Raw genomic sequence first — 16,394 nt, 5'->3', positions numbered from 1 at the left:
CCGCGACATACGCCGTATCGGGCCGCATGACAGTATCGGGTGCCGGCGGATGCCGCGCGACACAAATTCCGACGAGGTGACCCGCCGTGATGGATCGACGCGAACCGCGCTCCAGCGGCTCGCGCGCGGGGACAGATCGACGGATCGGCGTGCGCGGATGAGCAACGAGCACGGCGAACGCCGGCGCCGCGACGGCGGGCGCGGGCGCGGCAAGCGCGGCGGTGACGACGCCCGACTAGACAGCGGCTGGGGCGACGAGGACAGCTGGCTGCGCGAGCTCGGTCGCAGCGACTCCGGTTCCACCGGTGGTGGCGGATACAAGGACCCGAACGATCCCTGGGCGTGGGCCAAGGACCGCCCGCCCGCCCCGGGTTGGGCCCCGACCGGCGTACCGGCCGGCCCGGGCGGTCCGGGTTGGGTCGACGGCGCGTCTCCCGGCGGCGGCGCCGGTGGGTCGGGCGGCCTGGGTGCGCAGCGCGCCCCGTCGAGCGAGCCGTCATGGGTGAACGAACGCACCGACGAGTGGGCGGCCGCGGGCGGCGAGCGCTACCCGGGCGAGCCGCCGCGGCGGGCCTCCGCGGGCCGGGCATCGGTGCGCGGCCGGTCGACACCGGAGCCGGTCGCCGAGAGCTACAACGACGACCCGCGGCTGGCCGACCTGAGCGCGACCGACCCGCACATGCCGGATCCGCGCGCACCGCACCCGATCTCTCCCGTCGACGGCGCGGGCCGACCCGCGGCACGGGGTCGCGGTTCGGTCGAGCGGCGGGTGCCGCCGCCGGGCCGCGAGGCGGCCTTCCACGACGGACGCGGGCCCGGCCCCGACCGGGACGACCGCGGACGCGGGCGTGGGCCGGCGTACGAGGACCGCGGGCGTGCGCCTGGGTACGACGACCGCCCGGCGCGCCCCGGGCCGGACTGGGCCGGGCGTCCGCAGTCGCCGGCCGGACCGGACCGGCAGCGGGCGCGGCCCCGACAGGGCTGGGACGACCGGCCGCTCTCCCCCGCGGGGCCGGGTTGGGACGACCGGCCGCACTCGCCCGCGGGCCCGGACTGGGACGACCGGCCGCGGGGCCTTCCCGGCCGCGAGGCCGCCTTCCAGGACGACCGCGGCGGACGCCCGGACGGCCGGGACCACGGCGACGGCCGGCGCGGCCCGGCGGGTCCGGTGTCGCCCGGGTACCCGCGCGAGTCCGACCCGCGCCAGTTCTCCGACTTCCCGGACGAGCGGCCGGGCGGGCGGCGCCCGGCGGGACCACCCCGCCAGGCCGACCGCCCTGCGGCGCTGCACGACGAGGGTCGTCGCGGCCGCCCCTACGACGACCGCGACGCACCGCAACGGACGGACCGTCCCGGCGGGTGGGGTGCGGACGCTGCCGACGGCTGGACCACCATCCGGCCTGAGGGAGGGGATCCGCGCAGGGGCGAACGGCCGGCGCGCCGCGACCGGGACCGCGCCGCGGACCCGGTGTCGCCGGGCTACCGGGACGAGCCGCGCCGGGGCGAGCCGTACCGCGAGCCGGAGCGGCGGCCCTACCGCGACGAGCGGCCGGCCGCGTTCCACGAGCAGACCCCACTGCGCCCCGAGGCGCCGCACCGCGACGAGCGGGTGGTGCCGTTCCGCGACCGCGACGAGCGGCCCGCCGTGCGGCACGACACCGCCGCGCCCACGCGTGACGAACGCGGCGCGCCGTTCCGCGAGCCGATGCCGACCCACGACGACCGCGTCGTGCCCTTCCGCGACCGCGACGAACGACCCGCCGCACGCCACGACACCGCCGCACCACCGCGCGACGAGCGCGGTGCGCCGTTCCGCGAACCCGCGCCGACCCACGACGACCGCGTCGTGCCCTTCCGCGACCGCGACGAACGGCCCGCCGCACGGCACGACGCCGCCGCACCACCGCGCGACGAGCGCGGTGCGCCGTTCCGCGAGGCGACCCCGGCTCGCGACGAGCGGCCCGCCGCACGACAGGACAGCGCCGCGGCTACGCGTGACGAGCGTGTCGTGCCGTTCCGCGAGCGCGACGAGCGGCCCGCCGCGCGCCACGACACCGCGGCGCCCACGCGCGATGAACGCGGTGCGCCGGTCCGCGAACCGGGCCCGGCCCGCGACGAGCGGCCAGCCGCGCGGCACGACACCGCCGCACCCACGCGCGGCAAGCGGCATGTCGATGATCTGCCGACCGCGCCGTTGTCGGCGCCTCCGCCTCGGCAACCGGCGGCGGACGCCCCGCGCCGGTCCGAGCGCGACGGTGGGTCGCCCGAGCCGTGGCTGGTCGCGCCGCCGCCGCCGTTCGTGCCTGAGCTCGGGGAGCCGACGCCGGTCGAGGCGAAGGAGGCCGCGCCCGCGGCCGAGGCCGAGGTTCGCGTGCCTGCGCCGCGGTCGGGTGAGGCGGCGCCCGCCTACCCGCGGCGGATCTCCGACGAGGAGTTGCACGCCGCGCCCGAGGACGGCGCGCCGGCCGCGGCGGAACCCGCCCCGGCCCGGGACGAGGTCGGCTGGTTCGCTGCGGCGGCTACCGCGCCGGCACCTGAGCAAACGCCGGTCGAGGAAGCCACCGAGCCGACCGAGTCCGTCGGGGAGGCCGCCGAGCCGACCGAGTCGGTCGAGGAAGCCGCCGAGCCCACCGAGCCGGTCGAGGAAGCCGCCGAGCCCACCGAGCCGGTCGAGACTGCCGTCGAGCCCGCCGAGCCGGTTGAGCCTCCCGCGCCCGTCGAGGCCGCTGTCGAGCCTCCCGCGCCGGTCGAGGAACCCGTCGAGGCTTCCGAGCCGGTTGAGCCTGTGGCGTCGGTCGATGCGGCGGCACCTGCCGAGGAACCGGCGCCCGCCCCGGCGGCCGAGCCGGTGGAACCGGTCCAGGCAGCTGAGCCGGTGCAGGAGACCGAGCTGGTCCAGGAGACCGAGCCGGTGCAGGAGACCGAGCCGGTCCAGGACAGCGCGCCCGTCGCGGAGACCGCAGCGGTCCCGGACGCGGCCGAACCCGGCCAGGAGGGTGCGTCCGGGCAGGAGGCCGAGCCGGTCAACGACGAGGCCGCGCCGGTCGAGACCGCCGACGAGGTGCCGGCCGTCGAGGCCGGCGAGCCTGCCCCGACGCCCGCTCCCAAACCGCCGGCCGTCGAGGGCATGCGGCTGGATCTGCACGAAGCCCGCCCCGTCTCCACACCGCCGTCGACGGCCGAGCCGGCCACCGAAGCCGTCCCCGAAACGGTCGAAGCGGCGCCGGACGACGCGGACGACGAGCCGGGCGGGGAGACCACCACCGCCGCCGAGCAGGCCGCCGCCCCGGTCGACGACGACGCGGCACCGAGCGGCAGCACCGCCGAGGATGCCGGTCCCGCACCGTCGCGCGTATCCCCGGAAGAACCGCAAGCCGACGCGGAGCCCGCACCGGAAGACGGCGAGAAAGCCTCCGCGGACACCGTGCTGCCGGTGCCGGAAGGCACCGCCGCCGGCGCCGCCACCGCCCTGCGCGCCCCCACCATGCTGCACCCGGTCGTCCCCGCCACCGACGAGGGCGAGGACGAGGACGGGGGCGAGCCCGAACCCGAGCCCATGGACCCGGAGCAGGTGCTCGCCAACTACCAGTGGCGGTTCCACCACGAGACGCTGCGCGAGCTCGTCGAGGACCCGGACGAGCTGCGTACGGTGCGCGATCAGCTCTCCGTCAAGCTCGAGGCCGCCACCGACAACCCGGCGCGGGCCCGGCTGCTGAGCCTGCGCGCCGTCGTCTCGCGGATTCTCGGCGACCTCGGCAAGGCCCTCGCCGACGGCAAGCTCGCCCTCGCGCACGCCGAGGCGACCGGCGAGCTGCGCCGCATCGCGATCGCCCAGGCGCGGCTCGCGCACGTGCTGCAGTGGCGCGGCGACTACGCCGAGGCCGACCGGCTCAATGCGCTGGCCAACTCCCCCGAGCTGCCCGACCGGCTGCGGGCCACGATGCACGAGCACGCCGGGCGGTCCTGCTACGACCAGGGCCGCTACATCGAAGCGTGCAACCACTTCGAGAAGGCCCTCGATCTGCGCAAGGTGGACGATCCGGAGCTGATCGCCCGGACCGAGCAGGCGCTGGACGCCGTGCTGGCCAAGGTGGCAAAGCACGGCCTCGGCCCCTACCCGCGGGACGAGGACGAGATCCTGCAGATCCACAAGCCGCCGAAGCCGATGTTCAGTGACAAGGTGCAGCGCTGGGGCTACGTGGACACCGAGGGCGACTGGGCGATCGCGCCGAGCTACGCCGAGGTGCAGCCGTTCAAGGACGGCGTCGCCTGGGTGCGGCGGCCCGAGACCGAGCCGTGGGAGCTGATCGACGAGTCCGGCGAGGTGCTCATCTTCGCGTCGCTGGGCTACCGCGAGGTCGGCTCGTTCCACGACGGGCTCGCCTGGGTATCGCACAACGGGCGCGGCAACTGGCTCGCCATCGAGAAGTCCGGCAACGTCGCGATCAACATCGGGTTCGAGGACGTACGGCCGTTCCGCGGCGGCGTGGCGGCGGTGAAGCGGGGTGCGTGGGGCGCGATCGACAAGAGCGGTCGCACCGTGTTGCCGCCGCAGTACACCGGGTTCGCGACCGCGCTGACCGACGGGCGCTACGTCGACGGTTTCACCGACGAGGGTCTGGCCGTCGTGGACTCCGGCGGGCGCCTCGGCGTCGTCGACCGCAACGGTCGCGTGATCGTGCCACCGCGTTTCCCGGCGCTGGTCATCCACCCGGTCGCGTTCCTCGTCGGCGGCGGGCAGGGGTTGTGGGGCGCGCTCGACCGCCGCGGCCTGCCGCTGATCGACATCGTGCACGGCAGCCGGAACGCGGTGACCGAGGAGATCGACCGCCTGCTCGCGGACACCAAGCCCGTGCTCTAGCTGTACAGGCCAGCCAAGTTACACATGGGCATGTCGATAGTCTGTCGAACATGAACTTCCGTACCCTAGGCCGATCCGGCCTGTTGGTCAGCGAGATCTCGTACGGCAACTGGATCACCCACGGTTCTCAGGTCGAGGAGGACGCCGCGGTCGCGTGCGTCAATGCCGCCCTCGACGCCGGCATCACGACGTTCGACACCGCCGACGTGTACGCCGGCACCCGCGCCGAGGCCGTCCTCGGCCGCGCGCTGAAGGGTCAGCGTCGTGAAGGTCTCGAGATCTTCACCAAGGTCTACTGGCCGGCGGTCCCCTCCGGCCCGGACGACAGCGTCACCCCCGGCCGGAACGACCGCGGGCTGTCCCGCAAGCACATCATGGCGTCGATCGACGGCTCGCTGCGCCGCCTGCAGACCGACTACGTCGACCTCTACCAGGCGCACCGGTTCGACTACGGCACGCCGCTCGAGGAGACGATGGAGGCGTTCGCCGACGTCGTGCGCGCCGGCAAGGCCCACTACATCGGCGTCTCGGAGTGGCGGGCGGAGGAGCTGCGCGCCGCCCACAAGCTGGCCCGCGAGCTGCACATCCCGCTGGTCTCCAACCAGCCGCAGTATTCGATGCTGTGGCGGGTCATCGAGGCCGAGGTCGTCCCGGCCTCCGAGGAGCTGGGCATCAGCCAGATCGTCTGGTCGCCGATCGCCCAGGGCGTGCTGACCGGTAAATACCTTCCGGGCCAGCCGGCGCCGGCCGGCTCGCGCGGCAGCGACGAGCCGGAGGTCATCTCCCGGTTCATGTCCGACGAGGTGCTGACCGCGGTGCAGCAGCTCAAGCCGCTGGCCGCGGAGGCGGGGCTGACCATGGCCCAGCTCGCGGTCGCGTGGGTGCTGCAGAACCCCAACGTCGCCTCGGCGATCGTGGGCGCGACCCGGCCGGAGCAGGTGCACGACAACGTCAAGGCCGCCGGCGTGAAGCTCGAGGAGAGCCTCCTCAAGCAGATCGACGAGGTCCTCGGCGGGCTGGTCGAGCGCGACCCGGCCCGGACCCAGTCGCCGCGGGACATCCGCGCCTGACGGTGGCGGCGGCGCGGCTTCCCGGCCGCGCCGCCGTCAGCCCGGTCAGCGCTGCCAGAACCGGATGAGGTCGAAGCCCAGCGCGTAGAGCTGGCGGTCGAGGCCGAGCAGGTCGCCGACCGCGTAGACCGCGTCGAAGAAGTAGCGGTTGACCGTCGGCTCCCAGAGCAGCACGAACAGCAGGATGAAGCCGTACGGCGCCAGCACGTCGTACATCCGCCGGGTGTTGGGCTTGAGCCACGGCTGCAGCGCGTTGCCGCCGTCGAGGCCGGGCACGGGCAGCAGGTTGAGCACCGTCGCGGTGAGCTGCAGGAACGCCAGCAGTGCGACCCCGGACCAGAACTCCAGGTGTACGAAGACGTCGGGGTCGAACGCGAACGGGATCACCAGGACCAGCGTGAACAGCACGTTGGTCGCCGGGCCGGCCAGGCTGATCAGCGACTTGCGCAGCCGGCCGCGGATCGCCGCGTGGTCGACCCAGACCGCGCCGCCCGGCAGGCCGATGCCGCCCAGCACCACGACCAGCAGCGGCAGGATGATCGACAGCAGGACGTTGCTGTACTTGAGCGGGTTCAGCGTCAGGTAGCCGCGGTGGGCCACGTCGGTGTCGCCGGACCGGTACGCGACGACGGCGTGCGCGTATTCATGCAGGCAGAGCGAGACCAGCCAGCCGGAGACGACGAACAGGAACACGGCCAGCCGCGGGGTGACCTGGTGCCAGGCCATCAGGCCGCTGAGCGCGAACAGCCCGACCAGGGCCAGGAAGATGGCGCTCGGCCGGAACGCCGCTCGCGGCAGGCCCAGCACGGGCGGGTCCCACCGCCGCCAGTCGCTCATTCGCCCGCGGGGGCCAGGGGCATGCGGTATTCGACCCGGTCGTCCTCGGCGAGGATGACGGTCGCCACACCAGCGCCGGCGAGGTCGCGCCAGGTCTGGCCGATCCACGACTCGGCGTCGGCCTGGCTGCCGAACGTCTCCACCGGACCTGTCACCGGCTTACCGTCCGCACCCTCGTACCGCCAGCTCCACGGCATCCTGTCGACTCCCCTCGGATGTGTCGTCGTCAGACAGCCTAGTCGGGCGACCACCGCTACCCCGAGGCACAGCGCGCGGCCGTAAGGTACGGGGCATGTCCGTAGACGGCTGGCGCTCCGTTCTCGTCCTCGGCGGGATCCGGTCTGGTAAGTCCGAGTTCGCCGAATCCCTGGTTGGCGACACCGGTTCTGTCCGTTATGTCGCGACCGGCTCCCCCGCCGGCCCGCGCGGCGACGACTCCGACGATCCCGACTGGGACGCCCGGGTCGCCGCACACCGCGAGCGCCGCCCCGCGGCCTGGCCGACCGAGGAGACCGGTGCCGACCCCGCCCGGCTGCTGGAGATCCTCTCCGGCGGCAAGGAGGGCGAGACGCTGCTGGTCGACGACCTGGGCGGCTGGGTCACCGGGCTGATCGACCCCGCGCGCCAGCCGGCCGACGACGTGGCGACGATCGCCGACCTGGCCACCGCCGTACGGGAGAGCAACGCGCGGCTGATCCTGGTCACCTCGGAGGTCGGCCTCTCGCTGGTGCCGCTGACGACGGTCGGCCGCGCCTACACCGACGCGCTGGGCACCACGAACCGGGCCGCCGCCGACGCCGCCGACGCGGTGGCGCTGGTGGTCGCCGGGCAGGTCTCCTGGCTCAAGCGCCCCGCCGAGGTGGCGGCGGCCCCCGCCGGCGAGCCGGCGGCCCCCGCCGCCCCGGTCGTTCCGGCCACCTCGCCCGAGGTGCTGACCCCGACCCCCACGCCGGCCGCGAGCGCGGACGGGCCCGCCGCCGACGGGCAGCCGGCCTGGTCCGGGCCGACCATGTCGCTACCCGCGCTGGCCACCGGCCTCGTGATCCAGCAGGGCATGTCCCTGCCGATGCCCGACGAGAACAGCCCGACCCAGGCCCACGACCGGGTGCCCACGCTCGACCTGGGCGGCGCCGGCTTCGGCAAGCTGCAGCGGGTCGTCGAGTTCGCCGCCGCGACCCAGGGCGTGGCCAACCCGCGGCCCTGGCGGTCGCCCCGGGTCGTGCTGATCCGCGGCGACCACAACGGCGGCGCCTCCGCCGGCACGCTGCCCGGCGAGTCCCGCCGGCGGGCCGACCAGGCCCGGGCGGGCGAGGGCCCGATCGCCCGGCTGGCGGCCGACGCCGGCGCGACCCTCCAGGTCGTCGACGCGCCCGCGTGCGCCGCGATGGAGGAGCGCGAGGTGCTGACGCTCGAGGAGGTCGAGTCGGCGCTGCGCTACGGCTGGCGGCTGGCCGAGGAGGCCTCGGACGCGGGCGTCGACGTGCTGGTGCTGGCGGCCTGCGGCAGCGGTTCCGCGGCCGCCGCGGCTGCCGTGCTGGCCGCGACGACCGGTGCCGAGCCCGCCGCGGTGCTCGGCCGGGTGGTCGTGCCGGGCGCCGAGATCGACGACGACGCGTGGATGATCCGCTGCGCCGCGGTCCGCGACGCCATGCACCGGGTCCGGCGCAACGCCCGCAGCGCCAAGCAGGTCCTGGTCGACCTCGGCGGCGGCGACATCGCGGTGGCCACCGGCCTCATCCTCGGCGCCACCGCGCGCCGGCTCCCGGTGCTGCTCGACGGTCCCGTCGGCGTCGCGGCCGCGTTGGTCACCCGCGACCTGGCCGGCCAGGCCCGGCACTGGTGCCTGCTGCCGGACCACGGCGAGGACCCGGCGGTCAAGCTCGGCGCCGACGTGCTCGGCCTGACCCCGATGCTCGACCTGCGGATCGGGCTCGGTGAGGGCGCCGCGGCGCTGGCCGCCCTGCCGCTGCTGCGCTCGGCGCTGACGCTGGCCGCCGCGCTGCCGGTGCACCCGGCGATGGCGCCCGACGACGCGACGCTGGCCGCCCACGACTCGCTCGACGAGCCGGAGGACCCGGCCGAGTTGCCGCTGTCGGCGTGGCAGGGCCACCCGGACGCGGTCGACGACGTCCCCGCGCAGCGGCCGGCCGAGGAAGCGGCGGAGCCGGCCGCCCCGTCCGCGCTGGACAGCTGGTTCGACAACGCCGAAACGGACAAGCCCGCCCGCAGTGCCTGACGGGCTGCGACTGGCGCTGACCACCTTCACGGTCCTGCCGGTCCGCGCCGGCCGGGTCGACCGCGCGGCCGCGGCCACCGCGATGGGGCTGGCCCCGCTCGTCGGTGCCGGCCTCGGCGCCGTGGTCGGGGGCGCCGTGGCCCTGCTGCACGCCGCCGGCGCGCCGGGGCTGGTCGCCGGCGCGGCCGGGGTCGGGCTGGCGGCGCTGCTGACCCGTGGGCTGCACCTGGACGGGCTCGCCGACACCGTCGACGGGCTCGGCTCCTACAGGTCCGGCGCGGCCGCCCTGGAGATCATGAAGCGGCCCGACATCGGCCCGTTCGGGGTGGTCGCGCTGGTCGTCGCCCTGCTGCTGCAGGCCGCCGCGCTGGCCGGGCTCACCGGCCGGGAAGCCGTCCTGGCCGCCGTGGCCGCGCTGGGCACCGGGCGGCTCGCGGTCGCCTGGTCCTGCCGGCGCGGCGTGCCGTCCGCCCGCCCCGACGGCCTCGGCGCGCTGGTCGCGGGCACGGTCGGCGGTCCGGCGCTGGCGCTCGGCACGGTGCTCGTGGCCGCCGCGGCGGTGCCCGCGGTGCCGGGCCGGCCGTGGCAGGGCCCGGCCGCGGTGGCCGCGGGGCTGGCCGCCAGCGGGCTGCTGGTCCGGCACGCCGTGCGCCGGTTCGGCGGCATCACCGGCGACGTGCTGGGCGCCGCCGTCGAGGTGGCGACCAGCCTCGCCCTGCTGGTGCTCGTGCTCCGCTAGCGGACCGACGGGTGCACGAACGGCGGCTTGACGACCTTCATCTCCGCCCGGCGGCCCCGGATGTCGACCTCGACGACGTCGCCGTCCTCGAGCCCGGCCGCCGTGTCGAGCAGGGCCAGCGCGATGCCGACCTTCTTCGTCGGGGAGAACGTCCCACTGGTGATCTCGCCGATCGCCTGGTCACCGGCGTAGACGGTCATGTGCGGGCGGGGGATCGCCCGGCCCACCGCCTCGAGCCCCCGCAGGGTGCGGCGCGGGCCGGCCTCCTTCTCGGCGACCAGCGGCTCGCGACCCCAGAACTCCGGCTTCTTCCAGCCGACCGCCCAGCCGACCCGACCCTGGACCGGCGTGATGTCCGGGCCGAGGTCCTGGCCGTGCAACGCGTACCCCATCTCGGTGCGCAGCGTGTCCCGGGCGCCGAGGCCGCACGGCAGGATCCCGTAGGAGTCGCCGGCGGCCAGCACCGCGTCCCAGACCGCGCCCGCGCCGTCGGCCGGCACGACGAGCTCGTAGCCGTGCTCGCCGGTGTAGCCGGTGCGGCAGACGACCAGCTCGACGCCCGCGAGGGTGGCCGTCTCGAAGCTCATGTAGTCGTGCTCCGTCGGCAGGCCCAGCGCGCCCAGCACCGCCGCCGAGGAGGGGCCCTGCACCGCGAAGATCGCGTACCCGGTGTGCTCGTTCGTCACGGTCACCCCGGCCGGCGCCGCCGCGTCGAGGCGGCGGACGACCTCGGCGGTGTTGGCCGCGTTGGGGATGAGGAAGACGTGGTCGTCGGCGTACCGGTAGGCGATGATGTCGTCGACCACGCCGCCGGTCGCCGGGTCGCAGCAGAGCGTGTACTGCGCCTGCCCCGGGCCGATCCGGTCGAGGTCGTTGGCCAGGCAGGCGTTGACGAACGCGGCCGCGCCGGCGCCACGCACCCGGGCCTTGCCGAGATGTGACACGTCGAAGACGCCGACGCCGGTGCGCACCGCCGTGTGCTCGCGGATCACGCCGCCCCCGGGATATTCCAGCGGCATCTCCCAGCCCCCGAACGGCGCGAACTTCGCGCCGAGCGCGACGTGGCGGTCGTGGACGGGGGAATGGATCGTAGGACCCGGTACGGCGTCGGTCATGGGTGGCAACTTACCGGGATCGGTACGGATGGTTAGCATCGGCGGGACAACACGGTTCCTGGTCGTTAGTTTCGTCCGGAGAGACCGTTCCGCCCTGACCGGCCGGCCGTCATGAGCGGTCGACCCGCAGCCCAGCCCGGAGCCGCCGCGTGACCGCGCCCTTAACGACCGCACTTCGCCTAGTCGACACCGATCCCGCCGAGCTGACCACCGACGCCATCGTGATCGGTGTGCACAGCGTCGCCGGCGGCGACGGCCCGCCGGGACTGGCCGGCGCCCTGCTTCTGGCCAGCGGCGCGGAGAGCATTGCCGCCGCCTTCGACGGCAGGCTGACCGAGACGCTGGCCCGGCTGGGCGCCTCCGGCTCGGCCGGCGAGGTGACCAAGATCGCCACGCTGGGCACCGTGGCCGCGCCGGTGGTGGCCGTGGTCGGTCTGGGCCCCGAGCCGACGGGCGCGGCACCCGCGCCGGAGACGCTGCGCCGCAGCGCGGCGGCCGCGATCCGCTCGCTCGCCGGCAACGCCTCGGTGACGGTCTCGCTGCCGCTGCCCGACGACGAGGACGGCCCGGCCGCCCTGCGCGCCGTGGCCGAGGGCGCGCTGCTCGGCTCCTACAAGTTCGCCGGCTACAAGACCAAGCCGGCGGTCCGGCAGCCGGTCGGCGACATCGCGGTGCACGTGCCGGACGCGGCCGACAAGACCGCCCAGGACGAGATCACCCGGGCGCTCGTGGTGGCCGGCGTGGTCGCGATCTGCCGCGACTGGGTCAACACCGCCCCCAACGAGCTGCGCCCGCCGGCCTTCGCCGACGCGGTCGCCACGGCCGCCCGCGCGGCCGGCCTGGAGCTCGAGGTGCTCGACGAGGACCAGCTCGCCGAGGGCGGCTACGGCGGCATCCTCGCGGTCGGCCTCGGCTCGGCGGCCCCGCCGCGGCTGGTGAAGCTCACCTACAAGCCGGTCGGCGCCGGCGCGCGCAAGCGGGTCGCCCTGGTCGGCAAGGGCATCACGTTCGACACCGGCGGCGTCTCCATCAAGCCCGCGCAGGGCATGTGGGAGATGAAGAGCGACATGGCCGGCGCGGCCGCGGTCGCCGCGACGCTGCTCGCGATCGCCGAGCTGAAGCCGGACGTCGAGGTCAGCGGCTACCTGCCGATGGCCGAGAACATGCCGTCGGCCACCGCGTACCGGCCCGGCGACGTGGTGACGATGTTCAACGGCAAGAAGGTCGAGGTGCTCAACACCGACGCCGAGGGCCGGATGATCCTGGGCGACGCGATCGCCCGGGCCTGCGCCGACGGCTGCGACTACCTGTTCGAGACCTCGACCCTGACCGGCGGCCAGGTGATCGCGCTGGGCAAGCGGGTGGCCGGCGTGATGGGCACCCCGGAGCTGACCGAGCGGGTCCGCGACGCGGGCGAGGCGGTCGGCGAGGCGGCCTGGCCGATGCCGCTGCCCGACGACGTGCGCTCCGGCATGGACTCCGAGGTGGCCGACATCTCCCAGGTCAACGCGTCGATGGACCGGGCCGGGCACATGCTGCAGGGCGGGGTGTTCCTGCGGGAGTTCGTCGCCGACGGCGTGCCGTGGGCGCACATCGACATCGCCGGCCCGAGCTATCACTCGGGCGAGCCGACCGGGCACTGGTCGAAGGGCGGCACCGGTGTGCCGGTCCGGACCCTGCTGGAGCTGGTCGACCGGATCGCGGCCGAATAAGCGGTTCGACACACATCGGGCCCCATCGCGTACGCGGTGGGGCCCTGCTGTTTCTGGGTCAGTTGGCGGCGCGCTTGCGTCGCTCGTTGTAGTCACGCATGCGCTGCGGGTATCCGACGAGCCGCACGTCGTAGATCGGGATGGCCAGCTTGTGCGCGAAGCGGCGCGCGCCCTCGGGGCCGTCGATCCGGCGGCGGGTCCACTCGCCGTCATGTGCGATCAGCATCACTGTGGTTTCCGTGACCGTCGTCTTGGGCTCGATGAACGCCTCGACGCCGCGACGCGAGCGGACAAAGTTCTCAAGGTGGTCGAGATCGGCCTGCGCAGTCGGCCTTCCCGCCTGCCGAGCCGTCGTTGCTTTGCGGCGCCGGAACCAGGACACCGACCCTCCCCTACGAAACGGACATCGAAGAATGCGGCAAGCGTACGTCTTGGCGGCATCCTGGCGGGTACCTCAGTTACCCGGGCAGGCTCCACAAGTGACAAGATGGCCGAGGTAGCCCGCGCGACCTGGGAGATGACTGTGAGCCAGCCGAACGAAACGACTTTCGACGTCGTGATCCTCGGAGGTGGCAGCGGCGGCTACGCGGCCGCGCTGCGCGCCGCACAACTCGACCTGTCCGTCGCCCTGATCGAGAAGGACAAGCTCGGGGGCACCTGCCTGCACCGGGGCTGCATCCCGACCAAGGCGCTGCTGCACGCCGGCGAGATCGCCGACCAGACCCGCGAGTCCGAGGCGTTCGGCGTCAAGGCCGAGCTGCTCGGCGTCGACATGGCGGGCGTCAACACCTACAAGGACGGCGTGGTCGGTCGCCTTTACAAGGGCCTGCAGGGCCTGGTCAAGGGCTCCAAGCTCATCACGTACGTCGAGGGCCACGGCACGCTCGTCGCCCCGAACGCCGTCGAGGTCGACGGCACCCGCTACACCGGGCGCAACGTCATCCTCGCGACCGGCTCCTACTCGCGCAGCCTGCCGGGCCTCGAGCTCGACGGCGAGCGGGTCATCTCGAGCGAGCACGCCCTGACCCTCGACCGCGTGCCCACCTCCGCGATCGTGCTGGGCGGCGGCGTGATCGGCGTCGAGTTCGCCAGCGCCTGGAAGTCGTTCGGCGCCGACGTGACCATCCTCGAGGCCCTGCCCCGCCTGGTCGCCGCGGAGGACGCGGACCTGTCCAAGGCGCTCGAGCGGGCCTACCGCAAGCGCGGCATCAACTTCAAGGTCGGCAAGCCGTTCGAGAAGGTCGAGCGCACGGAAAACGGCGTCCGGGCGACGCTCGCCGGCGGCGAGACCGTCGAGGCCGAGCTCATGCTCGTCGCCGTCGGCCGCGGCCCGACCACCGCCAACCTCGGCTACGAGGAGCAGGGCGTCACGCTCGACCGCGGTTTCGTGACCACCGACGAGCGGCTGCGCACCAGCGTCCCCAACGTCTACGCCGTCGGCGACATCGTGCCCGGCCTGCAGCTCGCCCACCGCGGCTTCCAGCAGGGCATCTTCGTCGCCGAGGAGATCGCCGGGCTCAACCCGCCGGTCATCGACGAGGCGGGCATCCCCCGGGTCACCTACTCCGACCCCGAGCTCGCGTCGGTCGGCCTCACCGAGGCCAAGGCCAAGGAGCGGCACGGCGACGACAAGGTGACCGCCTACACCTACAACCTCGGTGGCAACGGGCGTAGCTCGATCCTCAAGACCCAGGGCTTCATCAAGGTCGTCCGGGTCGACGACGGGCCGGTCGTCGGTATTCACATGGTCGGTGCACGGGTCGGCGAGTTGATCGCCGAGGCGCAGCTGATCTACAACTGGGAGGCGTACCCGGCCGAGGTCGCCCAGCTCATCCATCCGCACCCGACGCAGTCGGAGGCACTGGGCGAGGCCCACCTGGCCCTGGCCGGCAAGCCGCTGCACGCGCACGCCTGATCGGCCCGTCCCGGTCGCATTGACAAAGGAGTCCTGAGAGAGATGCCGGTATCGGTCACCATGCCTCGCCTCGGCGAGAGCGTCACCGAGGGCACGGTCACCCGCTGGTTGAAGCAGGAGGGTGACACCGTCGAGGTCGATGAGCCGTTGCTGGAGGTCTCCACCGACAAGGTCGATACGGAGATCCCGTCGCCGGCCGCCGGTGTGCTCAGCCGGATCGTCGTCCGCGAGGACGAGACCGCCGAGGTGGGCAGTGAGCTCGCGGTGATCGACGGTGATGGTTCCGGCGGTGCCGCGGCGCCGGCGGAGCAGGAAGCGCCGGCCGCCGCCGCGCAGACCGCGCCCGCCGAGGAGGCGGCCGCGGAGCCGGAGCCGGAGCCGGAGCCGGAGGCCGCCGCTGAGCCGGAGCCCGCCCCCGCCGCGCAGGCCTCCGAGTCCACGGGTTCGGGCGAGTCCACTGTGGTCTCGATGCCGGCGCTCGGCGAGAGCGTCACCGAGGGCACGGTCACCCGCTGGCTCAAGGAGGTCGGCGACAACGTCGACGTCGACGAGCCGCTGCTCGAGGTCTCGACCGACAAGGTCGACACCGAGATCCCGTCGCCGGTTGCCGGAACGCTGCTCGAGATCAAGGTCGCGCAGGACGAGACCGCCGACGTCGGCGCGGCCCTGGCCGTGATCGGCGCGGCCGGTGGTGCGGCCCCGGCGGCGGCGCCCGAGAGCAAGCCCGCTCCCGAGGCGAAGGCCGAGCCCAAGGCCGAGCTCAAGGCCGAGCCGAAGCCGGAACCCAAGCAGGAGGCGGCCCCCGCCGCCGAGCCCGCACAGCAGCAGCCGGTCAAGGCGCCCGCGCAGCGGCCGGCACCGGCCCGCGAGCCCGCTCCGGCGGCGTCGCGCCCGGCGCCCACCGGCGACGAGAGCAACGGCTACGTGACCCCGCTGGTCCGCAAGCTCGCCAGCGACCAGGGCGTCGACCTGTCGACCGTGAACGGCACCGGCGTCGGTGGCCGCATCCGCAAGCAGGACGTGCTCGACGCGGCCGCCAAGGCCAAGGCCGACGCGGAGGCCAAGGCGGCCGCCGCCGCGGCTCCCGCCGCCAAGCCCGCGGCCGCTCCGAAGGCGCCCGCGGCCCCGTCGCCGCTGCGTGGCCGGGTCGAGAAGCTCAGCCGGATCCGCCGCACGATCGCGACCCGCATGGTCGAGTCGCTGCAGGTCTCGGCGCAGCTCACCACCGTGGTCGAGGTCGACGTGACCCGCATCGCGCAACTGCGCCAGCGGGCCAAGAACGACTTCCTGACCCAGCACGGCGTCAAGCTGTCGTTCCTGCCGTTCTTCGCGATGGCGGCGGTGGAGGCCCTGCGCACCCACCCGTCGGTCAACTCGAAGATCGACATGGAGGCCGGCGAGGTCACCTACTACGACGCCGAGCACCTGGGCATCGCGGTCGACACCGAGAAGGGCCTGGTCGTCCCGGTCATCAAGGACGCGGGCGACCTCAACCTGGCCGGCCTGGCCCGGCGGATCGCCGACGTCGCCGAGCGCACCCGGGCCAACAAGATCAGCCCGGACGAGCTGTCGGGCGGCACGTTCACGCTGACCAACACCGGCAGCCGGGGCGCGCTCATCGACACCCCGATCATCAACCAGCCCCAGGTCGCCATCCTGGGCACGGGCGCGGTGGTCAAGCGGGCGGTCGTCGTCAACGACCCCGACCTGGGCGAGGTCATCGTGCCGCGCTCGATGGTCTACCTGTCGCTGTCGTACGACCACCGGATCGTCGACGGCGCCGACGCGGCCCGGTTCCTGACCGCGATCAAGGAGCGGCTCGAGGCCGGCAACTTCGAGGCCGAGCTCGGTCTCTGATCTCCCTGTGGAAGGCCCGGCTTCGGCCGGGCCTTTCGCTTTTCCGGCGACA

Annotated in this window: 11 protein-coding genes; 7 read left to right on the top strand and 4 right to left on the bottom strand. The window is 74.4% G+C overall.

The genetic code is table 11. The features are described from left to right. Positions 1–157 precede the first annotated feature (157 nt). Together Asi02nite_RS41440 and Asi02nite_RS06535 are read left to right on the top strand one after the other, a co-directional pair. Positions 158–4,861 carry a WG repeat-containing protein gene (locus Asi02nite_RS41440; protein ID WP_239126529.1) on the top strand — a complete coding sequence of 1,568 codons (4,704 nt, stop codon included), beginning with the start codon at positions 158–160 and terminating at the stop codon, positions 4,859–4,861. 50 nt (positions 4,862–4,911) lie between these two features. Then, positions 4,912–5,931 carry an aldo/keto reductase family protein gene (locus tag Asi02nite_RS06535; RefSeq protein ID WP_203711239.1) on the top strand — a complete coding sequence of 340 codons (1,020 nt, stop codon included), beginning with the start codon at positions 4,912–4,914 and terminating at the stop codon, positions 5,929–5,931. 45 nt (positions 5,932–5,976) lie between these two features. On the opposite strand, the gene Asi02nite_RS06530 is transcribed toward Asi02nite_RS06535, so the two are convergent. Next, positions 5,977–6,768: a site-2 protease family protein gene (locus Asi02nite_RS06530; RefSeq protein WP_203711238.1), complete on the bottom strand. Its 792-nt coding sequence runs from the start codon at positions 6,766–6,768 to the stop codon at positions 5,977–5,979. Further along, positions 6,765–6,965 (bottom strand): hypothetical protein, encoded by a 201-nt coding sequence (locus Asi02nite_RS06525; RefSeq protein WP_203711237.1) that lies wholly within the window; start codon positions 6,963–6,965, stop codon positions 6,765–6,767. The genes Asi02nite_RS06530 and Asi02nite_RS06525 overlap by 4 nt, the downstream gene beginning before the upstream one ends. Positions 6,966–7,060: 95 nt before the next feature. On the opposite strand from Asi02nite_RS06525, the gene Asi02nite_RS06520 reads away from it, so the two are divergent. Then, positions 7,061–9,004, top strand: coding sequence for a bifunctional adenosylcobinamide kinase/adenosylcobinamide-phosphate guanylyltransferase (locus tag Asi02nite_RS06520; RefSeq protein WP_203711236.1), 1,944 nt, complete (start codon positions 7,061–7,063; stop codon positions 9,002–9,004). After that, positions 8,997–9,743 (top strand): adenosylcobinamide-GDP ribazoletransferase, encoded by a 747-nt coding sequence (gene cobS, locus Asi02nite_RS06515; RefSeq protein WP_203711235.1) that lies wholly within the window; start codon positions 8,997–8,999, stop codon positions 9,741–9,743. Before Asi02nite_RS06520 ends, cobS begins: the two co-directional genes overlap by 8 nt. On the opposite strand, the gene gcvT is transcribed toward cobS, so the two are convergent. Next, positions 9,740–10,858, bottom strand: coding sequence for a glycine cleavage system aminomethyltransferase GcvT (gene gcvT, locus Asi02nite_RS06510; protein ID WP_239126528.1), 1,119 nt, complete (start codon positions 10,856–10,858; stop codon positions 9,740–9,742). The genes cobS and gcvT overlap by 4 nt on opposite strands. Positions 10,859–11,007: 149 nt before the next feature. Here gcvT and Asi02nite_RS06505 point away from each other — a divergent pair, with 149 nt between their 5' ends. Beyond that, entirely contained in the window at positions 11,008–12,570 is a 1,563-nt protein-coding gene (locus Asi02nite_RS06505; RefSeq protein ID WP_203711233.1) for a leucyl aminopeptidase, read from the top strand. Between the two features lie 58 nt (positions 12,571–12,628). On the opposite strand, the gene Asi02nite_RS06500 is transcribed toward Asi02nite_RS06505, so the two are convergent. Next, on the bottom strand, positions 12,629–12,952 hold the full coding sequence (locus tag Asi02nite_RS06500; RefSeq protein WP_203711232.1) for a hypothetical protein: 324 nt from the start codon (positions 12,950–12,952) through the stop codon (positions 12,629–12,631). 105 nt (positions 12,953–13,057) lie between these two features. Here Asi02nite_RS06500 and lpdA point away from each other — a divergent pair, with 105 nt between their 5' ends. Further along, the gene (gene lpdA, locus Asi02nite_RS06495; RefSeq protein WP_203711231.1) at positions 13,058–14,485 is read left to right on the top strand and encodes a dihydrolipoyl dehydrogenase; all 1,428 of its coding nucleotides are present in this window, start codon (positions 13,058–13,060) and stop codon (positions 14,483–14,485) included. 42 nt (positions 14,486–14,527) lie between these two features. Continuing rightward, positions 14,528–16,342 (top strand): 2-oxoglutarate dehydrogenase, E2 component, dihydrolipoamide succinyltransferase, encoded by a 1,815-nt coding sequence (gene sucB / locus Asi02nite_RS06490; protein WP_203711230.1) that lies wholly within the window; start codon positions 14,528–14,530, stop codon positions 16,340–16,342. The last annotated feature ends 52 nt before the right edge of the window (positions 16,343–16,394 follow it).

Origin of the sequence: Asanoa siamensis, assembly GCF_016862555.1 — a bacterium.
Lineage (GTDB): Bacteria > Actinomycetota > Actinomycetes > Mycobacteriales > Micromonosporaceae > Asanoa > Asanoa siamensis.
The sequence above is the reverse complement of the archived record's forward strand: the minus strand, read 5'-3'. Positions and strand labels throughout refer to the sequence as shown.